General features: G+C 55.1%; 18 protein-coding genes. 8 read left to right on the top strand and 10 right to left on the bottom strand.

The window, feature by feature from the left end; genetic code table 11:
* Positions 1 to 136: 136 nt before the first annotated feature.
* Together EQG79_RS26250 and EQG79_RS26245 are read right to left on the bottom strand one after the other, a co-directional pair.
* Positions 137 to 1,681, bottom strand: a complete 1,545-nt coding sequence (locus tag EQG79_RS26250) for a glucuronyl esterase domain-containing protein (protein WP_129605632.1) — start codon at positions 1,679 to 1,681, stop codon at positions 137 to 139.
* Between the two features lie 22 nt (positions 1,682 to 1,703).
* Entirely contained in the window at positions 1,704 to 3,674 is a 1,971-nt protein-coding gene (locus EQG79_RS26245; protein ID WP_129605630.1) for a sialate O-acetylesterase, read from the bottom strand.
* Between the two features lie 784 nt (positions 3,675 to 4,458).
* Between EQG79_RS26245 and EQG79_RS26240 the strand changes: the two genes are divergently transcribed.
* Entirely contained in the window at positions 4,459 to 4,707 is a 249-nt protein-coding gene (locus tag EQG79_RS26240) for a hypothetical protein (RefSeq protein ID WP_129605628.1), read from the top strand.
* A gap of 13 nt (positions 4,708 to 4,720) precedes the next feature.
* Here the strand turns inward: EQG79_RS26240 and EQG79_RS26235 are convergent, their stop codons facing one another.
* From EQG79_RS26235 to kaiC, 8 genes are all read right to left on the bottom strand, one after another.
* Positions 4,721 to 5,662 carry an HAEPLYID family protein gene (locus EQG79_RS26235; RefSeq protein ID WP_240699458.1) on the bottom strand — a complete coding sequence of 314 codons (942 nt, stop codon included), beginning with the start codon at positions 5,660 to 5,662 and terminating at the stop codon, positions 4,721 to 4,723.
* Complete coding sequence (locus EQG79_RS26230; protein ID WP_129605627.1) at positions 5,616 to 6,479, bottom strand: hypothetical protein; 864 nt, start codon at positions 6,477 to 6,479, stop codon at positions 5,616 to 5,618. Before EQG79_RS26230 ends, EQG79_RS26235 begins: the two co-directional genes overlap by 47 nt.
* A gap of 84 nt (positions 6,480 to 6,563) precedes the next feature.
* Positions 6,564 to 7,946: a sensor histidine kinase gene (locus EQG79_RS26225; RefSeq protein ID WP_129605625.1), complete on the bottom strand. Its 1,383-nt coding sequence runs from the start codon at positions 7,944 to 7,946 to the stop codon at positions 6,564 to 6,566.
* A gap of 6 nt (positions 7,947 to 7,952) precedes the next feature.
* Positions 7,953 to 8,642, bottom strand: coding sequence for a response regulator transcription factor (locus EQG79_RS26220; protein ID WP_077922993.1), 690 nt, complete (start codon positions 8,640 to 8,642; stop codon positions 7,953 to 7,955).
* Between the two features lie 183 nt (positions 8,643 to 8,825).
* On the bottom strand, positions 8,826 to 10,133 hold the full coding sequence (locus EQG79_RS26215) for a sensor histidine kinase (RefSeq protein WP_129605623.1): 1,308 nt from the start codon (positions 10,131 to 10,133) through the stop codon (positions 8,826 to 8,828).
* Positions 10,130 to 10,456, bottom strand: coding sequence for a circadian clock KaiB family protein (locus tag EQG79_RS26210; RefSeq protein ID WP_077922991.1), 327 nt, complete (start codon positions 10,454 to 10,456; stop codon positions 10,130 to 10,132). The genes EQG79_RS26215 and EQG79_RS26210 overlap by 4 nt, the downstream gene beginning before the upstream one ends.
* Before the next feature lie 2 nt (positions 10,457 to 10,458).
* Complete coding sequence (locus tag EQG79_RS26205; RefSeq protein ID WP_077922990.1) at positions 10,459 to 10,752, bottom strand: circadian clock KaiB family protein; 294 nt, start codon at positions 10,750 to 10,752, stop codon at positions 10,459 to 10,461.
* 42 nt (positions 10,753 to 10,794) lie between these two features.
* The gene (gene kaiC, locus EQG79_RS26200; protein ID WP_077922989.1) at positions 10,795 to 12,504 is read right to left on the bottom strand and encodes a circadian clock protein KaiC; all 1,710 of its coding nucleotides are present in this window, start codon (positions 12,502 to 12,504) and stop codon (positions 10,795 to 10,797) included.
* Between the two features lie 593 nt (positions 12,505 to 13,097).
* On the opposite strand from kaiC, the gene EQG79_RS26195 reads away from it, so the two are divergent.
* The 7 genes from EQG79_RS26195 (at position 13,098) to EQG79_RS26165 (ending at position 26,290) form a co-directional block, all read left to right on the top strand.
* Complete coding sequence (locus EQG79_RS26195) at positions 13,098 to 13,745, top strand: response regulator transcription factor (protein ID WP_077922988.1); 648 nt, start codon at positions 13,098 to 13,100, stop codon at positions 13,743 to 13,745.
* Positions 13,746 to 13,817: 72 nt separating this feature from the next.
* On the top strand, positions 13,818 to 15,569 hold the full coding sequence (locus EQG79_RS26190) for a sensor histidine kinase (protein ID WP_129605621.1): 1,752 nt from the start codon (positions 13,818 to 13,820) through the stop codon (positions 15,567 to 15,569).
* A 93-nt stretch (positions 15,570 to 15,662) separates the two neighbouring features.
* The gene (locus tag EQG79_RS26185) at positions 15,663 to 18,890 is read left to right on the top strand and encodes a SusC/RagA family TonB-linked outer membrane protein (protein ID WP_129605620.1); all 3,228 of its coding nucleotides are present in this window, start codon (positions 15,663 to 15,665) and stop codon (positions 18,888 to 18,890) included.
* Between the two features lie 91 nt (positions 18,891 to 18,981).
* The gene (locus EQG79_RS26180) at positions 18,982 to 20,556 is read left to right on the top strand and encodes a RagB/SusD family nutrient uptake outer membrane protein (RefSeq protein WP_077922985.1); all 1,575 of its coding nucleotides are present in this window, start codon (positions 18,982 to 18,984) and stop codon (positions 20,554 to 20,556) included.
* A gap of 73 nt (positions 20,557 to 20,629) precedes the next feature.
* On the top strand, positions 20,630 to 21,724 hold the full coding sequence (locus EQG79_RS26175; RefSeq protein ID WP_077922984.1) for an IPT/TIG domain-containing protein: 1,095 nt from the start codon (positions 20,630 to 20,632) through the stop codon (positions 21,722 to 21,724).
* A gap of 109 nt (positions 21,725 to 21,833) precedes the next feature.
* The gene (locus EQG79_RS26170) at positions 21,834 to 23,564 is read left to right on the top strand and encodes a glycosyl hydrolase (RefSeq protein WP_129605618.1); all 1,731 of its coding nucleotides are present in this window, start codon (positions 21,834 to 21,836) and stop codon (positions 23,562 to 23,564) included.
* A 215-nt stretch (positions 23,565 to 23,779) separates the two neighbouring features.
* Positions 23,780 to 26,290, top strand: a complete 2,511-nt coding sequence (locus tag EQG79_RS26165; RefSeq protein WP_129605616.1) for a carboxylesterase family protein — start codon at positions 23,780 to 23,782, stop codon at positions 26,288 to 26,290.
* Positions 26,291 to 26,753: the final 463 nt, after the last annotated feature.

Here is a 26,753-nt window from a genome sequence, read left to right as displayed (position 1 = left end):
GCTCCCGGGAGCCGCCTGTGCAGAAGAGTTTAGGGTTTATCCCACCAGAGCGGGGTCGACAGCGGCACCTCGGCCGGCACGTTCGAGCCGTTTTTCGATGTTTCCCCGTTGGGGTAGGCTACCCGGCGGATAACTGCTATTTGGCAGTACGGGTGTAGTTGAATAGTTTACTGGCCCAGGGTATAACATGTTGAAAATTAGGCGCATCGGTATGGCCCCCGTTGTGCTGACGCCAGGCCAGTTCGCCATCCATGAGTCCGGTCAGTACCGGCGGCATTTGTTCGGTAGTATAGTCGTTACTAACGCCCAGGTCCCGGGCTCCCAGCAGTCGGTAGACGGAACCAGCCGCAACGGTGGCTTTGTAGCTCCCCATCTGATCGAGCCATTTGGCGTCGCCTTTTTCGGGTATCCCGTAGCTGACAAACGTAGGTCGAGGTGCACACAAGGCCAGTAGCTGGTGTGAATCGACGGGTAGGTCACAGCCTGTTTTGCGGCCAAAAGTAGATTCGTCAGCAGCGTACTTCAGGTAGTTTCCGGCCATCCAGTGATAGCCGCCACTGTTTGTCAGGCTTTCAACCGCTTCGCCAAACACCCGGCGGTGCAGCGTAGCCCCGCCCTTGCCCGAAGACCCGATAAGGCCCATACCAAACCGCTGGTCAAAAGCCATAGCCACCATGGCCGCTTTCCCGTAGCGCGAAACGCCCTCAATGCCGACCTGTTTCGCGTTGACCAGGGGTTCTGTTTCCAGGTAGTCGAGGGCGCGGGAGGCTCCCCAGGCCCAGGCTCGTAAAGCGCCCCAGTCGTCGGGTTTGCGGGGCTGACCTTTGTTAACGAGACCAATAATGCCCCGGGTCAGGCCCGACCCGTTGTCGGCCTGTATACTGTTGGGCTCAATCGTACAATAGCCCCAGCCAGCGGCCAGCAACTGCTCGGTCGGGGGCGAATCGCCGTTTGGTGGCGGGGCAAAAAAGTTAGGTCCGGGCAGTCGGGTAATGGGATTGTAGGCCGGATACCGGTCAAAGATGGCTTTTAGCTCCGGATTGCTTCTGATCATCATCTCCTTGAAAGCGGTATTGAGCTTTTCGAGGTCGGCCGGCGAGGGTTGGGCGGGGGCGGGCAAAGTCGGGAACCCCAGCATCATCATCACCGGAACCGGCCCCTTTACGTTGGCCGGCAGCACTAGTACCATGTTGATGTTCACGTTGATCAGCGGATAATCACGGTTATCGACCCGCCCGATCAGCTGTTTGGCGACAACCGGCGTACGGCCAACGAATTCGTTGTCGGTGATTTTGGTGACCCAGGTTACTTTGGGCAGGTTGGCAGGCACCCGACCGTACACTTCCCGTTCGAAATCGTCAATGAGTTCGGGCCGGCGGGTTTTCCACCACTGGTCGGGGGTGGTTACTTTCCTGCCATTTTTGGTGGTGAGCAGATCAGGGAGCTGCGGACAGGGATCGGCTTTAGCTTCGTCGTAGTTCGCGTGATTGGGGTCGGCTTCGTTGGCGCTGGGTCCGGGTCTCAACTTTTTTATGCCCAGCTGCTGTAGCATGTTGGCCTGATCCTGCTGGGCCGTCCAGGTTTTTGGGGGCGGGTATTTACTACTGTCAATGACAGCTTGCTGAGCCGCAGCCCCGTAAGAGAGGCTGGCGAGCAGGCCAAGGGTCAGGTAGGTTTGCATGTAGTTAATGGATATAGGATTATTATTTATCCGTCCTGAATGGCGACGCCGGTAACCCCTCCTTATTATACAGGTTGGGCTGAACTGGGTTGTCGGCCCAGGCGTAGCGCACGTAAAGGGGCGCTGTCACCTCATCACTCCACACAACGACCTTGTCGCCCTCAATTTTTGCCCTGGCCCAAACGAATTTCCGGTCGCTGCCCGCCACCGCAAACTCGCCCAGCTCTTCCCCGTCGTTGGTTATCAGGCCGCTGCCCGTGCTGGTGAAACGGATGGTAATCCTATTCCCGTCAACCGACGCGGATTGAAACAAGGGTCCTGAGGCAACAACGTTCTCTTTATAGGCCGTTTTTAGAGCCGCCAGGGCCAATCGCTCACCCACGTCTTTCTTGTTGTCGGGGTGAATGTCGTTCCATTCGCCCAGGTCAATAGCCACGGCCATGGCGGTGTTAGGGACCGAAAGGGCGTTGAGCTGAGCTTCCCGCAGGGTGGCCCAGCCACTTTCGGCCGGCAGGTAATTGTACTCCATATAGCCTGGCAGCTGAACGTACAGGAACGGCAACTGACCCTGTTTCCACTGGTTTCGCCAGTCACTGATCAAAGCTGGCAGCAGTTTCTGATACTCCTGAGGCCGGCCGGCATTGCTTTCGCCCTGGTACCAGCAGAAGCCTTTTATGGCGTATTGAATGTCGGGCGCTACCATGGCATTAAAGAGGGCCGTCGGCTGATTTTGGGCGTTAATGCCCCCTCCAAATCCCCCTCCCGCAAACGGGCGATAGGCGGTGCCTACTTTATAGTGCCAGGTACCTTTCAGATCAACGGTATCTGCTCCGGCAAAGAGGCAATAGGGCTTGTCGGGCACAAATCCGCCCTTCCCACCCGTGTTGGTGACCCGAACCACGAAGGCGTTTTTGCCTGCTTTCAGTACATCAGCGGGTACGGTATACCGGCGTTGCGGGTATTGATAGGTGGTTCGTCCGACCTGTTTGCCATTTATGTAAAGTTCATCGGCATCGACGATTCGGCCCAGAAACACAGTGGCGGGTTTGCCTGCCATAGAAGCGGGAACATCGACCTCCCGGCGGTACCAGACCACGCCGTTCAGATCCTTGATACCCTGATCTTCCCAATAACCCGGCACGTTGATGGGTCGCCAGCCTTTGGGCGTGTAGGTCAGCTCGTACCACTTTGCCGGACCTGTCAATCCCAGATCAACCGGAGGGGCCGGTCGGGTCGCGCTGGCGGGTTGTCGACGCGTCAGGCTGTTCAGGTAGGTCGTGTCTTTATTCTTCTGAATAATGGTTTGTAGCGCACTGAAATCGGCAAGTCCGCTTTCGCTGATCCAGGCTTCGATGGGGGTACCGCCCACACTGGCGTTGATGATGCCAACCGGGATTTTGTACCTGTCGAACAGCTTTCTGGCGAAGAAGTAAGCCACTGCCGAAAAAGGCCGCACATCCGCACCAACAGCGGCTTTCCACTGCCCTTCCGGGAGGTCGGACTGGGGAGCCTGCAAACTGGTCAGGGTAGGCACCCAGAACTGACGAATCTGCGGATAATTGGCTTCCCGAATGTCCCTGGCATAGGTGACGTCATGGATGTTCATCTGGTGAACCATATTGCTTTGCCCGCTGCAAAACCATACGTCCCCGATCAGAATGTCTGTCAGGGAAATTTTTGTACTGCCTTCTATTGCCATCACGAACGGTCCGCCCGCGGGTGTTGGCGGCAGATTGACCTGCCATTTCCCGGCCGCGTCGGTTACGGTTCTAACGGTTTTGTTCCTGAAACGGACCGAGATCCGCTCCCCCGCCTTCGCCCAGCCCCATATTCTCAGCGGTACATCGCGTTGCAAAACCATTCCGTTACCGATCAGCTTTGGTAGTCGCACCTGAGCGCGGGCCGTTGGATGAAAAGCCAGTAACAGGCATAAAAGAGCAATCAGGTTGCCAACAGTAGGTAAAGCACCACGGCGGCAGATGTAAAAATTCATGAACGAATAAGTTTCGACCAACATCAGATGAACACAACCGTCAGGTCCACTAACGCACTACCTTCCTGGAGGGGTTTATTAGGAAGGAGATAACAGACGGATTGACATGTACGACCCCGGTTGGCAAGAATGATAAACAATTTCTTCTGTTTTGCAATCGGTTACAGCTAAAAGGCAAGGTGCTATGCGGTTCTAACCGCTTTTTGTATGCTGTGTCCAGAAATAAAAGCTGTTTGTACATAGAACCTGATGCAGTTCTCTTTCATGAATTTGCAACCTGGACGAGATTCGACCAGCCCACTTTATCAACAGATTATTCAAACGCTATGAGTCTTCATAGTCAGAGAAAGCCAACTTAATGCTTGAAAATTTATGCAATCGATTGTTAAAGTTTTTCCCTACAGTGTGACAGGAGACAGTCGTCTTTGGGGGTGGTATAAACCAACAATCACCGTCTCTGAGGAGGAAACTCTATGTGCCAAGTTAGCTTTCCTAAAGGTTTGTTAGGAATAGGCCTTTTCATGCTTAAAGTGGCTCGAATGACTTTCTTTTCTACCTCCCGCCCCGCGACGGCGGCCCGGCCCAAGAGGTTGTTTGGGGAAGGAATTTATGTGAACTCCTCTAGCCCGAATGGGCTGCCTTTTCACCCCCCAGCCCCCTAAAGGGGGAGCCGTCCGCGCCGAATGGGCTCCCCCTTTAGGGGGCGGGGGGTAGAAAAGGGCGACCCATCGAGCTGACTACTGCCCGCAGGTATCTTCCCCACAAAACCTCGTTGAAGTCTCTGGTGCCTCAGGCAGCAAATCCGATCTGGTTTGAGGTCTCGGGGCCCGGCGAGCTGGTGGCTACCGACAACGGTGATCCGGCCGACCTCGTTTCGTTCGCATCCAACGAGCGGAAAGCCTACAACGGGTTGACCCTGGCGATCAGCATGAGTAGGCCCGGCGCATTGGAACCTTACCTCTCGGCCAGGACTGCCCGCAACGCAGGTAGCGCTGAAAACGACTCGGTAGCATCATGCCCCATGCGCGGTTAGGTAGGTTGCCTGATCAGCCTTTGATGGCTGCTTGACTTCGATGGCCCGGTTCGTAGATAAGTCGCATGAAGGTGCTGAGTCGCTGGCTTTGTTTGTCGATGGGGATACCGGTTACGATACCGACTAGCAGCTTATCCGTCACGCTGACGCGCAGCTGTGGACGGGCTACCAGCTGGAATCGATGGTGGGCCAGTTCTTTGTTCAGTTCAACCCCGATGAAGTTGCGGCTGCCCGGTATCATGTAATGCAGGTTGGTGTTGATTTGCCAGTGCGTTTCCCACTTCGACTGCTCTACCGACCGCTCTAGTAACGGGCCTGCGTAAACAAGGGTATGAAAGCGGTTGCCCCAGCGTTTGGCGGCTATAAAAAAAGGATTCGAAGTGTTGCCCCGAACGGCAGGTCCCCGGTTGGCGCGGCCAAACGCACGCAGATGGAGTTCGTTGATATAGCCGACGGCCAGCGTGGTCTGTAGGCGCTCCGATACGTAAAAGGACCACTGAACGGCCGTCTTGAGGCTTTCCAGCTGATTGGCGGGCTTTTCGCCGTTGGGTTCATTGCAGGTGTAGAACGAAAAGGGGAGTTCGACCTCTAACCCAAGCCGGTTTATCGGTGCCCATTCGTACTCGACCAGGGCTGTGTAGGTATCGTACCGAAAGTTATCCGTTAGCCCCAGCCCCACGTTCCATTCCCGTTCCCCTTTCCGGGCCCCCAGGTCGCGGATCAGATCGATAAAAAGAGGCTCGGCATGTAAGACTTTATCAGGAGTTCGCTGATCCTCAACTTCGTGGATATACAAACTGTCGAGCTGGCGGTTGACCAGCTGGGTGCTGTCCGGACTTTGACCGTAACACCTGAGGAGGGCGGAACAAAAGAAGAAAAGCAGAATCGGGAGACAGCGTCCCGACAGTTTACTCGACGACACGATCGGCTGGGACGAGAAAAGATTCCACCGCATAGACGATCCGTTGACCCAGTCGCCGGCCGGTTTTTGTGCGCTGAGCCAGTATGACACCAAGGTAACCAATCCAGAAAGTATAGTTAGATATGGCCGAAAAGGAGATGACCGCCGTTAACCCAAGTAAGGATACCAGCAGGAACAGGTAGCTAAGCAACAGGGAGTCGGTCCGCCAGGAGTAGGATGAATCGGCGAACGAAGCCCCTGATTGATTTTCGTGGTTGATCCGGGTGTGAGCCTGCCAGAATGCGCTGCCGGTCAGCATGATGCCCAGCATAACGAACCCGTTCAGAACCTCCCAGGAACCGGCCTGCCCGGCGCGACTGACGATCAGCGAGATAACGGAGTTGGTCGGTTCGTTGCTGAAGGCCAGGCAGTTGACCAGGTATTCTTCTTCCAGCGCATACTCCAGACCGAAACTGCCCGCTCCGAGTAAGCCGATTCGAATGGGGTTCCGCTGCACAGTAAACGACCACCGCCGGGCCTGTTGCAGCACGTTGAACGAGTAGACCCCGATCCGGTGCGTAACTCTGGACCTGTACAGGATGAACAGCACCGGCAGCACCACCAGAAACTGAAGCGGATGCAGGTAGGCAAGGGCCACTAAACTAAGCAGGCCAATCCCGTTCGACAGGAGAGATAATCGATGAATCCAGGCGTACTGACCCGTTTCGTCAGCGCCGTGTTGCCGTTCTGCCTGGTGTATATGGTTAATTCGCTCTTCGGCGAAACTGTAAAGAATAGTGGAGATGCCTAAGGCAGCCAGCCAGCATAGGGTTCCGATATCGATATGCATCGAGCCGAGTACCTTTTCCATGTTGAAACATTGAGTATGTTGTCGTTAATGGGCAAAGGTAGATTGGCACTATTAGGTGGGGCTTACAGCAAGCTTATAAAAAAATTAGAATGTGCTGGTCGGGCTGGTCGGCAACACGATGATAAACGTGCTTCCTTTCTCCGGCTGGCTGGTCACGTCGATACGGCCGTTGTGGAGTTCCACAATTCGTTTGCAGATCGAAAGACCCAGCCCGTAGCCATCGTGCGAACGGGCATTGTCGGCGCGGTAGAACGGATCAAAAATCTGGGGCAACTGGTCAGCGGCAATCCCGATGCCCTCGTCCGTCACGCTGACCCGGCAGGTGTTCCTATCCTGCGCGATGTAGACGAGCGCCCGTTGATCAGCGCTGTATTTGCAGGCGTTATCGAACAGATTGAGTAGCATACGGCGCAGCAGCAACTCATCGCCCCGAACCTGTGGGTGTTCTCCGGAAGCCACCAGGTCAGAGAACCGAACATCGATTCGGTAGTGGGGGTGGGCGTTGAGCAGTTCGTCGCGCGCCATGAAGATCACATCGTCCAGCAGAACGATATGCTGCACCTGTAATTTGGGCGTTTCGAGCGTTCGGGCCAGCACGAGCAGGCTGTTGGTCAGGTCAATGATACGATCGGTATCATCGGTCAGATTGCGAAGAATATGCTGGTATTGGTCGGCCGGTAGCGGGTGGCGCAAACTGAGCTGAAGCTCTGACTTCAGGGCCGCCAACGGAGTTCGCAACTCATGGGACGCGTGGGAGATAAACGTGCGTTGCTGCTCGAAGGCCTGCTGGAGCCGCCCCAGCACCTGGTTGAAGTTGATAGCCAGCTGGGCAACTTCATCCTGCCGGTTTCCTTCGTCGAGACGTTGCTGCAGGCTCCGGGCGTTGATGGTCGAAACTTGTTTGTTGATGCGGCTGATGGGCCGGAGCGACTGGCCCGCGAACAGCACCCCGAGCCCAACGGTCAGCCCGATGCCGCCGAGCAGACTCCAGACAATGGTTCTACGAAGATTTCGCAACTCGGCCTGGCCCGACCGATCGTAGGCGGTGGCAACAACGGTCAGCGGCTGCGGACCCTCCGGGGCGTATAACCCAAAAAGCTGCTGCTCGCCCATCCAGGTGCGGACGATCTTTTCCTGCCGGATCTGCTCCAGAATCGATACGGGTATGGCTACTGAATCTTCATCGATGCTGCTGTAGAGAATCCGATTGCCCGAATCGAAGACCATCACTTTCTGGTCATACAGCGTGATCAGGGTTTTACGGTCGATGATGCGCAACAGATTACGATCCAGTTCCTCTACCTGGGTCAGGAACCGAACAACCGTTCGGGCCCGCTGCTCGAGCCGATCGAAAAACTCCGTTTGCCGGTAGGTATCAGACCGAACATAAATGATCAGGGAGTAGCAGATCAGAATACCCGCCACAATGAGCGAAAACTGGAAGGCAATCCGGTTACGTATCGTCATAAGCGGTCAGTCTTCGCGCAGGACATACCCAAGTCCGGGCCGGGTGTGGATGAGCTTCGGCGTGAAGTCGCGGTCGATTTTTCGACGTAAATAGTTGATATACACCTCAACGACGTTGGTGCCGGGGTCGAAGTTGAGTCCCCAGACCTGTTCGCTCAGATCCATTTTGGAGACAACCCGCCCCTGGTTGCGTAGCAGGTATTCGAGGAGCATGAACTCCCGGGCGGTCAGATCGATCTGGGTGTTCTGCCGACTGACGGTCTTGGCTGATAAATTCACAACGAGGTCAGCGACCTGCAAAATTTCTTCACGGCTGGTATGCCGCTGGCTGGTCCGGCGCATCCAGACGCCCACCCGCGCACTCAGCTCGCGCAGGTCGAAGGGTTTTACCACGTAATCGTCGGCCCCCAGGTCGAGCCCTTCTACCTTGTCCTCGATTTCACCGAGGGCGGTGAGCATGATAATGGGCAGTTCAGGTTTGACCGCCCGAACCGACCGGCAGACTTCGTACCCGTTGAGGCCGGGCAGGTTGATATCCAGCAGTAACAGGTCGATTGGGTTTTCGATGGCCAGCTGCCGCCCCACGTATCCTTCATAGGCCACTTCGGTCAGATAGCCTTCTTCGCGCAGGCTGCGGCTGACGTTCTGGGCAATGCGTCGATCGTCTTCGACGATCAGTATCGTTCGTGCGGGCATAATGATGACTTCTCCGTTGAGTAAATAGGCCAGAATGTATCGGTATCGTGTGTTTACACTACCTAAAACAGATAGGTCTGGCAGGAGGGTACTTACTCAGCAAACGGAGAGGGGGGTGATTTGTTTAATCGGGCTTGCCTGAGTCGTGGTGAACCAAAGCAACGGATCGGCACGGGCAGCGGGTTACTCGGGTAGGTAAATCGTAAAGGTAGCACCCTGGCCCGGCTGGCTGTCTGCATGGACGTAGCCGTGGTGATTCTCGACAACTTTTCGTACGATGGCCAGTCCGATGCCGGTGCCGGGATATTCGCTTCGGCCGTGTAGTCGCAGAAATGTACCGAAGATCTGCTCGGCCTGACTGGGCTGAAAACCAATGCCGTTATCCTGAACCCGAATGGCGCAGTAGGAGAGGGCGGGGTCGGCCAGCTGAAAGGCGGGGGGCAGTTCGGACTGGGCTATGGACTGTCGGCTCACCCGAACCTGGGGCTTCACATCAGGCCGGGTAAATTTGAGGGCGTTGGTCAGCAGGTTCTGAAAGAGCTGCGTAAGCTGGGTCGCATCGCCGGGAAGACAGCCCAGATCACCGACCTCAACCGACGCCTGTTTTTCCTGAATCGACAGGTCAAGAAGAGCCAGCACCCCGCCTACCAGCTCATTCAGATTCTGTTCGCTCATGTGCTGGCCGGGGGTGGTAAGCCTCGAAAAGTTGAGCAAATCGCGGATCAGCGTCGACATACGGGCGGCCGCGCTCTGCATACGAACGAGCATGTCCTGTCCCTGCCTGCCCAGGAGTTCGCCGTACTGCTGGTTCAGGATATCGCCAAACTGCTGAATCTTGCGAAGAGGTTCCTGCAGGTCATGGCTGGCCACGTAGGCAAACTCCTGCAGGTTATCGTTCGACCGGTTCAGGGCCTGATTGCTCAGCCTGAGGGCCGAGTTGGTCGCTTCCAGCTTTTCGTTGTTAATCCGCAGGAGCTGCTGGGTTTCTTTCTGTACCGTGAGGTCCGTCAGAATAATACTCAGCGATAGCCCTTCATCCAGATCGAGGGACTTCACCGACAGCATACAGGGTATTTTCTGGTGGTAAAGGTTGATGATGTTCAGCTCCACTTTTCGTTCTTCGTTCCAGCCCTGGCTGAAGAGTAGCTGATAATCGGCCAGCGAGTCGGGGTCGATGAAACCGGCAAAGGGGACCCCCAATACCGAAGACAGAGGCTGCCCGACCATACGCGCAAACATGGTGTTGCTGTAGAGGATCAGTCCGTTTTCGTTCAGGGTAACGGCCCCCTCATTCATGGTTTCGATAAAGATTCGGTAGGTCTGGTCGGCCGTTTTCAACGTATACAGTTCGTGGCCGTTATTGCCTTCAACGACGAGCGCATCGATCTGACCCGTTCGTATGGCGTAAAGCGTTTCGGCGGCCTCGTCGAGCTGACTGCGCAGGCTTTTATTTTCGTCGACCAGCTCCTGGTACGTTTTCATTGGGGTCATTCCAAATCGGGTAATAGGCCTAAACCTTTCAGAACCTGCCTTGTATCCGAAAGGTCGCCGATGAGCCGACGTTCGGGTAGAGGTAGTCGTTTTATCAATAGGGGCAGGGCGAACAGTTGTTCCTGCTGGGCAATTTCTTTCTGCTGGTACACATCGATCACTTCGAGCGAATACTGACCCGGCAGGTAGGTCTCACAGATGTGATTCAGGTTGGTAATCGCCCGGGCGGAGTGGTGCGATGCGCCGGTGATGTATAGGCTCAGTACAAAAAACTGGCTGTCGCCATCCGATTCGGTGGGGGGGGGTATGGCCGACTCGCTCATCGTTAATTACGAACGGGGCGGATATTTAACCCCACCAGTACTTTTTCTTCATTCGATAAATCGCCGATGATTTTCCGGATGGGCTCGGGTACTTTTTTAACCAGTGTTGGGATCGCCAGAATCTGGTCGCCCTCGGCCAGCTGGGGGTTTACGAGCAGGTCGATCACCTCAATCGTATATTGATCCTTCAGGTGAAGTTCACAATATCGCTTCAGATTACGAAGGGCGGTTACTGACTTAACCGTCTGACCGGCAATGTAGAGCCGAAGCTCCCATATCTCTTTTTCTTGGTTCATAGGTATGCCTGAAGAGCCTGTCGCATTGGCCCTTCTGTATCATTACTCGTTGTGGCGGTTGCGGGTTATCTGTTCGCGGGTTTTTTCCAGGATTTCTTTCCGCAGCTTATCTTCATCAAAGCTTCTGTTCAGCTCGTCCTGAATGGTGTTGAATTCTTCTTCCAGGCTGGCAATTTTTGACGCCAGTACCAGTCGTTTCCGTTCAATCTCCCGATCCTTGCGGTTCTGTGCGTGATCACGCAGCGCAACGCCCGTAACTTCCTGCAGCTGAAAGGCCTCGCGGGCCGAACCTGTAACCACCCCGTCGGGACCCAGGTAGACATCGACCAGGTCGAGCCCTTTGTCTGAGATCACAAACTCGCGCACCTGGTTCGAGTGCTTCATACCGCGCGATTTCATGACGTAAAGACCACGGTTTCGCTCGCCGTTCAGCTCAATATCCTTAATGAGCAGCCAGGCATCAACCAGCGACGAGACGCCTTCGTCGGTCTGCTCGTTGATCACGTTGTTCAGGGCCAGGGCCGTAAACATGACCGTAATCTGCCGGGTTTGCAGGAAGTCGATCAGCCGGATCAGCATCGACTTCACTTCGCTGACGGCACCAACGGTAATCAGGTTGGTGATCGGGTCGAGGACCACTACGGATGGGTTGAACTCCTGCACCAGCTTATGAATAGCGACCAGGTGCATTTCGAGCCCGTTCAGTGTAGGCCTCGACGCCCGGAACAGCAGCAACCCCCGATCAACATGGCTCTGTAAATCAAGCCCAATGGATTTCATATTCCGGATAATCTGCTGGGGCGACTCCTCGAACGCGAAATACAGGCATCGTTCGCTCCGCTGGCATACCATATTCGCAAATGAACAGGCCACGCTGGTTTTTCCCGTTCCGGCCGTACCCGAAATCAGTATACTGCTTCCCTTGTAAAATCCCTGTCCGTCGAGCATCTTGTCGAGGGCGCTGATCCCCGAAGGCAGCCGCTCCGACGATACCGGATGGTCGAGGGTCAGGGAGGTAATCGGCAGCACCGAGATGCCTTCTTCATCGATCAGAAACGGGTATTCATTCGTGCCGTGGGTAGAGCCGCGGTATTTTACAATCCGCAGCAGGCGGGTCGAGATCTGGTTATTCACCCGATGATCGAGCAGGATAACGCAGTCCGATACGTATTCTTCGAGCCCGTGCCGGGTTAGCAGGCCTTCGCCCTTTTCGCCCGTAATGATGGTCGTTACTTTCTTTTCTTTCAGCCAGTCGAACAGCCGCCGGAGTTCAGCGCGCAGAATGCCCTGGTCGTTGAGGCTACCGAACAGGTTCTCGATGGTATCGAGCACGACCCGTTTGGCACCGATACTGTCGATAGCATAGCCTAGCCGGATAAACAGGCCGTCGAGGTCATACTCGCCCGTTTCCTGTATCTCGCTCCGCTCAATGTGAACGTGATCCAGTTTGATCAATCGTTTGGCCTGCAAATCGTTCAGGTCGAAGCCCAGCGAGGCAACGTTCATGGCTATTTCATCGGCTTTCTCTTCAAACGCCATAAAGACGCCGGGTTCGCCATGGTCAAGCGCGCCCCGCACCAGAAATTCGATAGAGAACAAAGTTTTACCGCAACCCGCTCCCCCACAAATCAGGGTTGGACGGCCTTTGGGAAGACCGCCCCGGGTTATTTCGTCCAGACCGTCAATGCCTGTCGGTGTTTTGGGTAACTCGAAACTTAAAGGAGAAAAAACGGCGCCAGTGTTCAGGCTCATGAAGGAGAGTGATGAGTGATTGATAACGAAGGTACGGGTTATAACCCAATTAGAAGATTAAATCTATACGTCTAGATATAACCCATTTGGTTTTGATTCTTCTGTTGTAAGCAGGGGCCGATACCTTCATATATGAATGAAAATAAATTTATCCAAAGGATCGTTTAGAAGGACCAACGCCACAAACGATCGGACCAGTTGCGACCGAAAAAGGCTGGCGATAATCAATATAGAAATGGGAGATAGTTGATAAACTGGCGCCTGCGTGCTACCGCACCAGTAGCCAGTTTATCGGGAAACTGCGACTACTTACCAGTAGAACTGCCCTGATTCTAAATAATACTTAAGTGGTAGGGTTTTCCCTATATTTTTGCAAAATTGGGTTTCCCCTATTACATATACCGATACTTTAATCCTAGTTTTGCTAAACAAAGTTCTATTTATCTGCGGTGACGACAACCCCGTTTGACATTTACCAGACAGGTTGTTCGGAACCGGATATAAACACTCAGCGTAGCGATAACTAACTAATTGGTAAACTATACCAGTACAGACATCAGATTTATTACTCAGGCAGGAAACGATACGAATACATGATACGAGTACTGATCGCGGATGATCATAATGTTTTTGTAGAGGGGATCGAATCGCTGATATCAGGCTCATCCGAAATAGAAGTAACGCAGCGCTGTTACAATGTCTCGTCCGTGGTGGAGTCGTTGAGAAGTTCGCCGATAGATGTGATTCTGCTGGATATTTCCTTCCCGCATATTGATGATGGATTGGGCCTCTGTGAGCAGATCACCCGCATTCACCCCAAAACGAAAGTGATTGCGCTGACCATGCACGACGACGCCAGCCTGATTAAACGGGTGGTCAAAAAAGGGGCAAAAGGATACCTGTTAAAGAATACGACCAAAACCGAGTTGTTGCAGGCGATTCGGACGGTTCATGATGAAAAGCAGTATTTCAATGAATCAATCATGCAGATTCTGCTGAACGATGAGCCAAGATCCCGAAAATCGTCGGTAGGGGCTGGACTGAAACCCAACCTCACCCCCCGCGAGTCGGAGGTGCTGGCCCTGATTGCGCAGGGACTCACCACGCAACAGATGGCCGCTCAGCTCTTTGTCAGTGCCAAAGCCGTTGAGTTTCATCGCAGTAGCTTACTCATGAAGTTTGGCGTGCCGAATACCGCCTTATTGATCAAAACCGCCATGGAGATGCATTGCATCGACTAGGCAACTAACCGCCAGCATCGCCTGTAGCCTGGTTCGTCGCTGCCAGATACGCTTCTGTTGTACCATAGATCCATGAATCTGTACGCATTACTTTTCTTCCTGCTGGGGTTGGGCGGACTGCTTCAACGAGCCGAAGCGCGGGCCGAAGTGCCGGCCGTCGACAGCTCCCGGAAAGCGATCCGTCAGATGCTGGTCGAGAAAAACTACCGGGGAGCGGCAAAAGCGTACCAGGAGCTGGGCTGGCTGTATCATCAGCAGTATGGCTACAACAAGTACACCATGGAAGCTTACTTCAATGGGATGAAGTACTACAGTCTGGCGGGCGATTCAGCCGGCTATTACAACGAGCACATTGTCATCGGCGATTATTATACTCACGATTTCTTCATGCAGGCGTCTGCCGAGCAGTACCTCAGAAAGGCGTTGCAGTTTTTTGTGCGGGTTAAAAATGTGCCAAAAATCATTGAATGTCGCCTGGATCTGGCCAATATCGATCAGAAACGGAATCCAGTACCGCCCACGCTGCTCACCGAGCTACGAGCGGTAGAACGCATCAGTGCTGAGCACAAAGAGCTTTATTTTCAGGCGTTTGCGCAGAACCTGCTGGCTAATACCTATTCGCGCGTCAAGCAACCCGACTCGGCTTACTTTTTTGCCAGCCGGAGCCTGGCGCTTTCCAAACAGGTACGGGTGAACTGGCTCATTGCCCTGAACCACTTTTATCTGGGCATCGTGGAGCAGTTCCGGAACCACCCCCAGGCTGCGCTGGACGAGTACCGCAAATCGCAGGCGCTGGCCAGAGCCGAAAACAACGTGGGGATGCTGCGTGAACTGGCCAAACACTCGGCCTACAGCTATGCCAGCATGGGCAATCACAAACGGGCCTATGACGAAATCCTGCTGTCGCTCGATTTTGCCGATCAGTTTTACCAGTCCGAACAAACCAAAAGTATTCGGCTGCAGGAGCTGGATAGCCAGATCAAAACCCTGGCCGTTGAGAAACAGCTGGCTGAAGAAAAAAGCCGCCACCAGCAGATGCTCAACTCGGGGCTGATAGCCGTCCTGATTATCAGCGTACTGGGCGTGGTGGCGCTGGTTTTTCTTCGGCGGCAGCAAAAGCTGATTGCGCATCAGCAGGCGGTTATTGCCCAGCAGCAGATCCGTCAGCTTGAGCTAAAGTCGTTGCAGGCCATGATCGAAGGGCAGGAAAGTGAGCGGAGCCGTATTGCCCGCGACCTGCACGATGGGCTTGGCATTCAGCTGTCGCGGATCAAACTGTTTGTCGAAGCCCATCAGGAACAGCTGCCATGCTCGGTGAAAGACCCGCTCAACCAGTTTCTGGACGAAGCCTGTACCGAAACTCGTCTGATATCCAATGACTTGCGGCCCTACGCCCTGTCGACATTCGGGCTGGTACCCGCCGTTGAGGATCTGATCCAGAAACTGAATCTGGTCAACGAAACAAAGCTGTTCATTGAGCATTACGGCGACTTACCACCCCTGGGCGACGAAGCTTCGGTGATGCTTTTCCGGGTGCTTCAGGAGTTGCTCAACAACGCGCTCAAACACGCGCAGGCCCAGTCTATTACGGTGCAGATTATGGCCAACGACGAAACCCTGCTGATCAGCGTCGATGACGACGGGCTGGGCGGCCATTTTCCCGAAAAAACGTCGACAGGCAACGGGATGGCCAACATCCGCTCCCGCATAGATTATCTCGGTGGGCAGGTCATGTGGCAGAGCGAACCCGATCGGGGTACGTCGGTCATGATCTCGCTACCCATGCACAAACTGGTCAGGCCAGGCACACCCGTCAATATCTGATCTACCCAGGCTGATGAACAGCTGAGCGAGCAATTATACCCTCAATTTCCTATTACCTCTATTGTCTTACTGTAACAATTGATTCTTTCTCCTATGATTAAACATGTGCTTTCTGGCTTCGTCCTGTTGAGCAGCTGGCTGCCGGTCAGTGCTCAGCAACGAACCGTTGCGAGCCCGGCTCCCGGCAATAATCGGGTAGCGATGGCCACACCAGGCGCTGCTAAACCGAGTACCGGAGTTCCTTCCGATGCTAAAGCGCTGATCAAAGGCACCGTCTCCGACGAAAAAGGGAACGGTTTGCCGGGCGCCACCGTCTCCGTGAAAGGCACCCAGATCGGGACCACGACGGATATCAATGGGGCGTTTTCGCTCAACATGCCTTCGGGTAGCAAGGTGCTGGTGATTTCGTTCATCGGCATGAAAACGCAGGAGGTAGAGGTAGGCACCCGCACCACGCTCAACATCACCCTCCAAACCGGCGATCAGTCGCTCGACGAAGTGGTAGTCATCGGTTACGGTACGGCCAAACGGTCGGACGTAACCTCCTCGATCACGACGGTGAAAGCGGCCGATCTGAAAGATATTCCGGCGGCCGGAGTCGATCAGCTCCTGCAGGGTAAAGCGGCCGGGGTTACCGTAACCAGCAACGGTGGTCAGCCGGGTGGGGGCGTATCCGTAAAAGTTCGGGGGGTTACCTCCATCAACAGCAACGACCCGCTGTTCGTCATCGACGGGGTTCCCTTCATCGGTGGCAACACCTCGTCCAGCTCGGGCTATGCCGGTTTGGGTGGGGGCGACGGCCAGACGGGTAATAGCGTCATGGCCATGCTGAACCCCAACGATATCGAGTCCATCGACGTCCTCAAAGATGCCTCGGCCCAGGCTATTTACGGGTCGCAGGCGGCTAACGGGGTAATTCTGGTCACCACCAAAAAAGGGAAGCAGGGCGAAGGCAAGATCAATTATGAGATGTATACGGGGGTTTCTGAAGTAGCCCGGCGTCTCGACCTGATGGACCTGCGCGATTTTGCCCGCTACCAGAACGAGGTACTCCCCATCATCGGCAACCCGGTGGCTGATGAGTTCAAAAACCCAGACCTTCTCGGACCCGGTACCGACTGGCAGGAAGCGATGTTCCAGCGCGGAACCATCAACAACCACCAGCTGAGCTTTTCGGGTGGCCGCGACAAGACGACCTATTACCTGTCGCTGAACTACTTCGACAACAAGGGTATACTGCTGGGGTCTGACTTCAAGCGCTATGCCTCCCGGTTCAGCCTCGACAGCCAGCTGAAAACGTGGGTAAAAGTGGGTCTGAGCGCCAACGTATCCCGCAGTATCCAGAACGTATCGCTGGCCGATGCAGCCGAAGGGACCATCTGGTGGGGCGCGTCGACCAGCCCGCTGACGCCGGTAAAAAACCTCGATGGAACATGGGGTGGCGGTCAAACGGTGGGCGGTGTGCAGTACTACGGCTCTAATCTGGTCGGCAACAGCCAGTACCGCGGCAATACCAAAACGACCAATAACATCTTCGGAAGTCTCTACGCTGAATTTCAGCTGCTGAAGGATATATCGTTCCGCAACGAACTGTCGTATTCGCTGGGTCAGGATAACAACGTCGCTTTTCAGAAAGCCGGCAATGTAGGTAGTACCTCCTTCCGGAGTAAGCTGATCGACTCGCGTTCAGACAGTTACTACTGGTCGCTGACCAACTACCTGTCGTATAATAAGTACGTGAAGAAGCATGGTATTCAGGCCACGCTGGGTCACCAGGCGCAAAACTCCTATTACCAGAGCATCTCGGGTACGAAGGTCGACCTGCAGGCTAACATTTTTGACCTGAGCACCGGCAGTGCTGACCAGACGACCTGGGGCCTGAATGGCGGCAAAGGCCAGTGGGCCATGGAGTCGTACTTCGCGCGCGCCAACTATACCTACGACGACAAGTACTCGCTGGCTGCCAGTTTCCGGGCCGACGGATCGTCGAACTTTGGTCCCAACAACCGCTGGGGCTACTTTCCCGGGGTATCGGCTGGCTGGACGGTCTCGAACGAGAAATTCATGAAAGGGGCCATTGCCAACGTGCTGAGCTATACCAAGCTGCGGGTGGGCTACGGGATGGTCGGTAACCAGAACTTCCCGGGTGGTGCGCCTAACCCGGCCTACGTGGGTGCCGTTCAGTTCTTCTCGGGCCCGGTTGGGTTTGGTTCATCGAACATGATCAACGGGATTCCGAACCCGAACCTGAAGTGGGAGTCGGTCAGAACGACCAACGCCGGGGTCGACCTGGGCTTCTTCAACGGCCGGATCGACGCTACCATCGATGTGTATAAGAAAGTAACGTCGGACATGATCATCTTCCTGACCGGCCCGAACCTGATTGGTGTGGGCGATCAGTGGGACGATCTGAAAGCACCGCTGGGGAACGCCGGTCAGATGACCAACACCGGTATCGACGTCGGCATCACGACCACAAACATCAAACGGGGCAACTTCACCTGGCGGACCAATGCGGTGCTGACGCAGTTCACCAACAGCTACGACCGCGCGGCCAGTGCCGCTTCGGCCCTTGATGGTAAGGTGTATTACAACAACTACCTCATTACCCACACTACCCCCGGTCGGCCGGTGGGTTCGTTCTGGGGACTGGTAACGGATGGTCTGTACCGCACCCAGGCTGAGCTGGATCAGAGCCTGCCCCAGTTTGGCTACAAGGTAAACGAAACCGAAACCTGGCTCGGTGATATCCGGTACAAGGACATCAACGGCGACAAAAAGATCGACGCGCAGGATTACACCTTTATCGGTAGTCCGCTGCCCAAGTTCAGCTGGGGTCTGACCAACTCGCTGAACTACGGCGATTTCGATTTCTCGCTGTTCCTGCAAGGTAGTCAGGGGGCTAAGGCCTTCAACTTCCTGCGCTGGCAGCTGGAAGGGCTAAGCAATGCCTATACCAACCAGATGCGCACGGTCGTGGACCGCTACACGGAGTCGAATACGGATGGCGCCCTGCCCCGCTTCACGACGACCAACAAGAACAACACGGCCATGTCGGACCGGTATGTTGAGGATGCCTCGTACGCCCGCATTCAGAATATTACCCTGGGATACCGCCTGCCGAAAACGCTGCTGAACCGGGTGAAGATCCAGAACCTGCGCGTGTACGGGTCGATCCAGAACCTGAAGACGTTCACCAACTACTCGGGTTATGATCCGGAAATCGGGGCTTTCAACAACAGCATCAAACTGATGAACGTCGACACGGGCCACTACCCGAACCCCCGCACCTTCACCGTTGGCGCCAACCTGCAATTCTAATCATTGAGTGAATGCATGCTTGAGCGACCAGAACTCATCTACCGGCCTGGTACTCAATTGCACATTCACTCAATCACTCCATAGAAAAAATATGAAACTGAATCGCAAATCCATATATGCCCTGCTGGTTCCGGCGCTGTTGCTGTCGGCCTGCAAAGAGGATTTCATCGAACGCCCGTCGTTGTCAGGCACGACAACGGGTAACTACTATAACAATGCCGAGGAGGTGCGGGCGGCTACGAGTACGCTCTACAGTGGCCTGCCCTGGCGGAACTACGAAAGCCGGGCGCAGGATGCCATTGGCGACGTGATGTCGGGGAATATGTTTACCTATACCGACACGGAGTACCTGAACTTTTCGGTATCGTCGGCATCGGAGCGCATCGGTGCGGCCTGGGGGGCGTTTTACAAGATTATCGGTTACTCGAACGTAATGATCAAGACGTTCGAGGAGAAAAAAGCGGCCGGTGGCGACGCCAGCTACCTCGACCCGGCCATTGCCGAATGCCATTTCATCCGGGGTACCCTCTATTTCTACATTGCCAGAACCTGGGGAGCGGCTCCGATCATCACGGATCCGGGTGCTACGGCGCTGTCGGGTAACTTCAACATTCCGCGTTATCTGCAAAAGGATGTGCTGCGGTTCGCTCTCGAAGAGTTACAGGCTGCCGAAGCAGGTCTGCCCGAGTCTGACGTACCGGGCCGGTTGACCAAATATGTGGCTAAAGGCATGATGTCGAAGCTATACCTCTATAATAAAGACTACGCCAACGCGAAAGCAAAGGCGGAGGAAGTAATCAACTCCGGCAAGTACACCCTGGTGAGCGACTACACCGGCATGTTCACCAAGATGAGCATGAACAACAACAGCGAATCGCTCTTTTCCATCCAGCACCAGTTCGCGCAGGACCCCTGGGGAACGGGTAACATCAAAAACCCCGACCGGGGCGCCGGTGCGTTACGCACTTCCGAAGCTGATGCCTGGGAGATGTATGTGCCCTCACTGGATATCCTGAAGGAGTATGAGTTTGGAGACCTCCGCCGGCGCTGGTCTATCATGGAGCACGGCTGGACGAACCCGAGCTGGAAACCCCAGCGGGCCAACGCCCCCAAATACAATGCCTTCATGGCCAACGGGTTCAAATATGACACCCTGCAGCCCACCGAAGATGGCGGTAGCCTGAGCCCAACCCGGTCTAACATCACCAAATACTTCGCCGGGCCGGGTAAGAGTTTTGGCGGTGAGCCGGTCCTGGGTCAAAACTCGGGCAACAATGTAGTGCTGCTGCGCTATGCCGATATTCTGCTGATCTATGCCGAAGCTATTCTGGGCAGCAATGCCTCGACCTCGGATGCCAAAGCGCTGGAGGCTATCAACCGGGTAAGAAGCCGGGCTGGGCTGACCCCCCGCACATCGATCACCCTGGACGACATCATGCACGAGCGCCGGGTCGAGTTTGCCTTCGAAGGCGACTACTGGTACGATATTCAGCGGCAGGGCTTTACGAAGGCAAAAGCCATCATCGAGAAACAAAACCGGGGAACAACTACCAACCCGACCTACGTCAGCAATTTCACCGCAGACAAGATGTTTCTGCCGATACCCGCGGGTGAAATCGTGCAGGACCCCGAGCTGGGAAAAGAGCCCGTACCGTATTACAAATGAGTCATCTGACGAACCTGGCTGGCCATCTGTATAGCCTGAATGACCAGCCGGGTTCAACTAAACAGGAAAATCAATGAAACCATATCGTATAAATTACCTGGCCGGACTGTCGATCCTGACCGTATTGGCCGGGGCCTCGCTCAGTGCCTGCGAAAAAGATACCGACGGCCGTCCGCAGATTAGTCCCGGTACTCCCGTCGCCACCAAGATCATGCCCGACTCAGCCGCCAGCGGTTCGGTCGTAACGCTCATCGGTACCGGCCTGGGCGACATCCGGTCGGTGGTGTTCGAGAAACAAAACGTGCCGGCGGGTTTCCAAACGACGCTGAACACGGCCGAGTCGCTTATTTTCCGGGTGCCCACCGAGGCTTCGGGGGGTATGCAGAACATTACGTTCACCAACAGCGCGGGCCAGACAGTGTCGGTTCCGTTCAAAGTGCTGGCCTTCCCGTCGGTTACGGATGTGTCGAACTACAACTTCACCAAGGGCACCGTCATCACGATCAACGGCAATAACCTGGACGATGTAACGGCGGTGGCGGTGGCTGATTCGGTGAAAGGAATTTCGGATGCTGCCACGATCGTATCGAAAGAAAAGAAAAAGCTGGTCGTACAGATGCCCGCGTCGAGCCTGACCCGGGGAACGCTGAGCATCACCAACGCAACGGGGCGCATCCGGACCAAGCAGGAGTTTGTAAACGTCGATAAGGCGTACCAGATTTTCGTGGATTCGTACGGAACTGGTTTCCAGGATGGCTCCTGGGGCGATGCCGGGGTAGTCTCGACCAAGGAGTTTATGTCGGGTACCGCATCGGCGGCCAAAACGTACCAGAAAGGCAACTGGCACCTGATCGCCTTCGCCAACTGGTCGTCGTCGGCTATCAACTATTCGGCCGACTATACCTACATAACGGGCTGGATCAAAGGCGCTTCGGCCGACTATTCGCTCTATGTAACCACCGACGCCAGCAAAGGGGGCTTCGGCGATACGAACGAAGCCAACCGGATTGATGTGAAGGCGGGCGTCTGGAACTACTTCAAAATCAAACTGTCGGACATGGATTTCTGGCTGCCCGGCAAAACGCTGAAGCAGGTAGGCTTCCGCATCAAAGGCCCCGACAAGCAGGATGAGACCTTCTATTTCGATGATATCATGCTGGTGAAATAAACAACCAAAAGGGCGATTTGTCGACAGGACGGATCGCCCGTTTTATACCGAACAATGCCCAATACCGGCCCTTACCTTTTCTGATCCTCAACCTGTACCTTTTCTTTTCATGCATCCAGAACCGATCAGCCCTTTTTGGGGACTGCTTACCAAACACGTCCTTTTTCTGGCGTTTCTGGCCGGTTTCATGCGGTCCGGACTGGCCTGGGGCGCGGCTGACCCGGTTCGGATCGAAGCCGAAACCGGCGTGCTGACGGGCGTCACCATCGCCACTGCTACGGCGGGATTCTCCGGCACCGGCTATGTGACCGGGTTTGACCAGCCCACCGACAATCTCGTATTGACGATCAACGCCAAAGCGGGCCTTTATGAGCTACGCATCGGATATGCATCTCCTTTTGGGGACAAAGGGATTGATTTTCAACTCAATGCGGAGAAAGGGTCGGCAACGCTCAGGCAACGTGCTTCGTTCAGTACGGCCAGTCTGGGCATCTTCATGCTTCGGGAGGGCGCGAACAGATTGACCCTATCTACAGGATGGGGCTATTACGATGTCGATTACCTGCTGGCCACACCAACCGTTCCCACTATACCCATTCAACCTCCCAAAACACTGACCGACGCCCAGGCGACGGCGTCGACGCGCGGACTTTTTTCGTACCTGGTCGATCAATACGGCCGCAAGGTAATTTCGGGTCAGCAGGACGATGTGGAGTACATCCTCGAAAAGACCGGCAAAGAACCGGCCATCGGAGCCTTCGATCTGATCGACTACTCGCCCAGCCGGGTTGCCAACGGAGCCAGACCTCTCCGCACCAGCGAGGCTATCATCGACTGGGCCAGGAAAGGAGAGGGGAGAGGCATCATCAGCCTGATGTGGCACTGGAACGCCCCATCCGATCTGATCAATCAGGCCCCCGACAAGCTTTGGTGGCGTGGTTTTTATACCGAAGCCACCACGTTTGATCTGTCGGCGGCTCTCGCTGATAAAAGCAGTGATCGATACAAACTCCTGCTACGCGATATCGATGCGATTGCCGACCAGCTAAAAAAGTTTCAGGCTGCCGACGTGCCGGTGCTCTGGAGACCGCTGCACGAAGCGCCGGGTGGCTGGTTCTGGTGGGGCGCCAAGGGAGCGGGACCGTTTCGGGAGCTTTGGCGGTTGACCTACGACCGGCTGACCAATTACCATAATCTGCATAATCTGATCTGGGTCTATACCGCAACTGATACGTTCAATGTCGACTGGTACCCGGGCGATTCATTTGTCGACGTGGTCGGGCTGGACGTGTATGCCGATGCGTCGGCCAACCTGAGCGGTAACTGGAAGAGCGCGCTGGATCAGCTTAACGGCAAAAAGCTGATTACCCTGTCAGAAACCGGCCATGTGCCCAACGCCAGTACCGTCCGCGGGTTTGGCACCTGGTGGTCCTGGTTTTCGGTCTGGACGGGGACGGATTACATAAAAAAGCAACCCATTCCGTCCCTACAGGCGGTCTTTACCGATGCCGATGTCATTACGCGCGATGAGTTGCCCAACTGGCGGCTGGCATCCCCCGGGTTGGTGACCAGCGTAGAACCGTCGTCTCCGTTTCAGCTGACCCTGCTCGGAAATCCAATCCAGGGCGATCAGATTCAGCTTGAACTTACCAACCCCGACCAGATACCCCTGACGTTACTGGTAACGGACCTGCGCGGTTCACGCGTGCTGGAGCGGACTGTAGAATCGACCACCCGGGTGATCCGGCAAAAGCTGCCACCAACCCTGCGGGCGGGCGTTTATTTTCTGCAGGTCAGCAGTCCTCGGGGTGTCAGTACGTTCCGGATTGTCAACTACTAGGAACCGGGTGGGTCGCTAAAAGGCGCAGATATTGCATTTATTCTATAGGCATTACTAATATTTTGGCCAATCCGTATTAGGCCGGGGTTAGCGTTAGCAGGATGTTCGAATTGCGGGATAGATTTGGGCGGGCAACTCACCAGACAGGCACCTGATCGAGGGTGGGGTGGGTGCAGGCCCGGCTGGTTGTCTGCCAAAAAAACATCCCCCTGCTTATGCGTAACCTGTACCTCACTTTCCTTGGTTTTCTGCTTCTGATCGACTGTACCCTGGCCCAGGTTAGTCCGGCACCCAACCCGGCCAACACCTACCAGTTCAAGAACGGGCTGGTGGCTCTGACAGGGAGCCGCTACGGCCGCGAAGCGGTCTATACCGATCCGCTCGCCTATCAGCTGTATACCAGCACCCTCCGGCAACCCAAAGAAGGCTCTCTGTTTGGCATGAACGAACAGGGTCAGGAAATCCGCTGGCAAACCGTAACTGCCGATAGTCTGAACCGCCTTCGTCCATCCAGCGCGTTTCGTGTAAACGGCGGAGCGCCAGCCGGTCCGGGCGTGACGACAGGCAGTCTGCGGGGCGGGCTGGGCAGTGGTGGGGGATATACCTATCTCACTTACGAAGCCAGAAAGGAGCAGGTCGCTATCCTGAACATCAGGGGGAACAGCAATGTCTATGTCAACGGGGAGCTACACATGGGCGATGCCTACAGCATGGGCTACCTGCATATACCCGTAAAACTTAGAAAAGGCCTTAACGAATTGTATGTGCGCGGGGTGGGCGTGAGCGCGTCCCTGGTTTTTCCTGACAAAGCAGTTCTGCTCCGCACCGACGATCCAACGCTGCCCAGCATCCGGCTGGGCGAACCCAATACTTCCCTGCAGGGCGCTGTGGTCGTAATCAACACAACAAATGCCCGACTGACGGGCCTGCAACTGACCAGCCAGCTGGGTGGCCGGGAGGTAACAGTCGAACTGCCTGCCATTCCGGCCCTGTCGAGCCGGAAAGTTGTTTTTGGTTTCGATGGCAGCGCGATCAAAACGGCGGGGTCGCATACCTGCGGGCTGCTGCTGCGCCAGCAGGGAAAACGGCTCGAACAGGCTTCGATAGCGGTAGAGGCCGTGGGGCCGGGGGCGTCGTATAGCAAAACCTTTATCAGCGCGATCGACGGGAGTCTTCAATATTATTCGGTAACGCCACCCACTTCCGGGACCGGAGCTGCCGCTCTGTTTTTGTCGGTTCATGGGGCTGGGGTCGAAGCGTCGGGACAGGCACGTGCCTACAAATCCAAGGCGTGGGGAACGCTGGTGGCGGCTACCAATCGCCGACCGCGGGGGTTCAACTGGGAGGACTGGGGCCGGCTCGATGCCCTCGAAGTGTTAGACCTGGCCCGTAGGCAGTTTAAACCGGACCCCGCCCGTATTTATCTGACCGGGCATTCGATGGGGGGCCACGGCACCTGGTTTCTGGGCGCTACCTATCCCGACAAGTGGGCCGCTATTGCTCCCTGCGCGGGCTACCCGACCCTGAAAGAATACGGTTCTGCCGATGGAGTTATCCCCGACACGAGCCGTAACCCACTCGAACAAACGCTCTTGCGGGCGGGCAACCAGAGCGATGTCCTCAAGCTGACGACCAATTATAAACCCGTGGGGGTGTACATCTTTCACGGCGACGCTGACCGCACGGTTCCGGTTTCGTATGCGCGGCAGATGCGCAAACTCCTGGGTAGTACCCAGCCAGACATGAGCTATTACGAGTACCCGGGCGGTAGTCACTGGTTTGGCGATCATAGCGTTGACTGGCCACCGCTGTTCGATTATTTCCGCTGGCATCAGCGCCTGGCCGACTCACTGGTCAATACTATTGATTTCACCACGGCTAATCCGGGTATATCCGCTTCCTTCCGGTGGGCGTCGATCGAGCAGCAGAGTCAGCCGCTGTTGTACAGTCGCATTCAGCTTAGCCGGACCGACCGGGCCATAACGGGCAAAACGACCAACGTAACCCAGTTGAAACTGGCCCTGGACGACTTCGGTACTGACACCCGCCTGACAATCGCTCTGGATAGTCTGCCTGCGCTCGACTACCAGACCCGGAGCAGCCATGACACGCTGCACGTCCGCAAAGACACCAACGGCTGGCGCATCGTACCCCCTGCCAGTCTGGCGCACAAGGGCCCACACCGGTACGGCACCTTCAAAGATGGCTTCAACCACAACATGGTGTTTGTCTACAGCACCCGCGGAACAAAAGAAGAGAACGACTGGAGCTGGCAAAAAGCCCGCTACGACGCTGAAACCTGGTACTACCGCGGCAACGGCTCCGTCGATATTATTCCGGACACCGATTTCTCCCTGGTTACCCATGCCAACCGGGGCGTTATCCTGTTCGGTAATGCCAATACCAATGCCGCCTGGTCGCTGTTGCTGGCTGATAGTCCAATTCAGGTGCAGCGGAATCGGATACAGGTGGGCGGTCAGCAGTGGCAGGGCGATGATCTGGCCACCTACTTTGTCTGGCCGATCAAGGGGTCAGCCACAGCCTCGGTGGCGGTGGTTAGTGGAACCGGACTGAAGGGCATGAAAGCAGCATTAGCCAATCAATATTTTGCCGGTGCCAGTGGATTCCCGGATTACATGGTTTTTGGTCTGGACATGCTGCTCAAGGGGGGAGAGGGGTTAAAAACAGCCGGATTTTTTACCAATGAGTGGCAACTGATTCCTTGACGATTTTACGGGTAGTATTAACTAGCCTTTTAAGTAAATGGGCAAATGGAGCCGGGTATATGTACTTACTATGGCTTAATCCTGGCTTAACATACACCAATGTGTTGAAATAGGTCACTAATATAATTAGTAATCAATACTACTCTTTAAAGCACATATAGCCCGTAAATATTGTATTTTAATAATTAATAGTATAACTTGGCAAATATTATGAAAAATAACGTCATCAATCCGTCTATTTAAAAAAATATTTTAAAAATCGCTGATATATTTGTCTCTGGTATAGGCAGTGCAAAGATTATGCGGTGCAAAAGCGTTGTATCCCGATTTTGGGTCATATAAACGTCTTTTTGCAAAATTTTATAAAAGTTAATATACGGTTAACTCAGCTTGTACCAGTCTTATACGTAGGAAAACGGGCAACTCCAGGCGCTTGCCTGCCATGCTTGAGTAATAATCTGCG

Source organism: Spirosoma sordidisoli (genome assembly GCF_004138325.1).
In the GTDB taxonomy this organism is placed as follows: Bacteria; Bacteroidota; Bacteroidia; order Cytophagales; family Spirosomataceae; genus Spirosoma; species Spirosoma sordidisoli.
This window is presented reverse-complemented; position numbering and strand designations above follow the sequence as displayed.

Coding starts and splice junctions, on each gene's coding strand:
- EQG79_RS26250 (WP_129605632.1), bottom strand. CDS start 1,681: ATGCAAACCTACCTGACCCTTGGCCTGCTCGCCAGCCTCTCTTACGGG.
- EQG79_RS26245 (WP_129605630.1), bottom strand. CDS start 3,674: ATGAATTTTTACATCTGCCGCCGTGGTGCTTTACCTACTGTTGGCAAC.
- EQG79_RS26235 (WP_240699458.1), bottom strand. CDS start 5,662: ATGCGGTGGAATCTTTTCTCGTCCCAGCCGATCGTGTCGTCGAGTAAA.
- EQG79_RS26230 (WP_129605627.1), bottom strand. CDS start 6,479: ATGGAAAAGGTACTCGGCTCGATGCATATCGATATCGGAACCCTATGC.
- EQG79_RS26225 (WP_129605625.1), bottom strand. CDS start 7,946: ATGACGATACGTAACCGGATTGCCTTCCAGTTTTCGCTCATTGTGGCG.
- EQG79_RS26220 (WP_077922993.1), bottom strand. CDS start 8,642: ATGCCCGCACGAACGATACTGATCGTCGAAGACGATCGACGCATTGCC.
- EQG79_RS26215 (WP_129605623.1), bottom strand. CDS start 10,133: ATGACCCCAATGAAAACGTACCAGGAGCTGGTCGACGAAAATAAAAGC.
- EQG79_RS26210 (WP_077922991.1), bottom strand. CDS start 10,456: ATGAGCGAGTCGGCCATACCCCCCCCCACCGAATCGGATGGCGACAGC.
- EQG79_RS26205 (WP_077922990.1), bottom strand. CDS start 10,752: ATGAACCAAGAAAAAGAGATATGGGAGCTTCGGCTCTACATTGCCGGT.
- kaiC (WP_077922989.1), bottom strand. CDS start 12,504: ATGAGCCTGAACACTGGCGCCGTTTTTTCTCCTTTAAGTTTCGAGTTA.
- EQG79_RS26195 (WP_077922988.1), top strand. CDS start 13,098: ATGATACGAGTACTGATCGCGGATGATCATAATGTTTTTGTAGAGGGG.
- EQG79_RS26190 (WP_129605621.1), top strand. CDS start 13,818: ATGAATCTGTACGCATTACTTTTCTTCCTGCTGGGGTTGGGCGGACTG.
- EQG79_RS26185 (WP_129605620.1), top strand. CDS start 15,663: ATGATTAAACATGTGCTTTCTGGCTTCGTCCTGTTGAGCAGCTGGCTG.
- EQG79_RS26180 (WP_077922985.1), top strand. CDS start 18,982: ATGAAACTGAATCGCAAATCCATATATGCCCTGCTGGTTCCGGCGCTG.
- EQG79_RS26175 (WP_077922984.1), top strand. CDS start 20,630: ATGAAACCATATCGTATAAATTACCTGGCCGGACTGTCGATCCTGACC.
- EQG79_RS26170 (WP_129605618.1), top strand. CDS start 21,834: ATGCATCCAGAACCGATCAGCCCTTTTTGGGGACTGCTTACCAAACAC.
- EQG79_RS26165 (WP_129605616.1), top strand. CDS start 23,780: ATGCGTAACCTGTACCTCACTTTCCTTGGTTTTCTGCTTCTGATCGAC.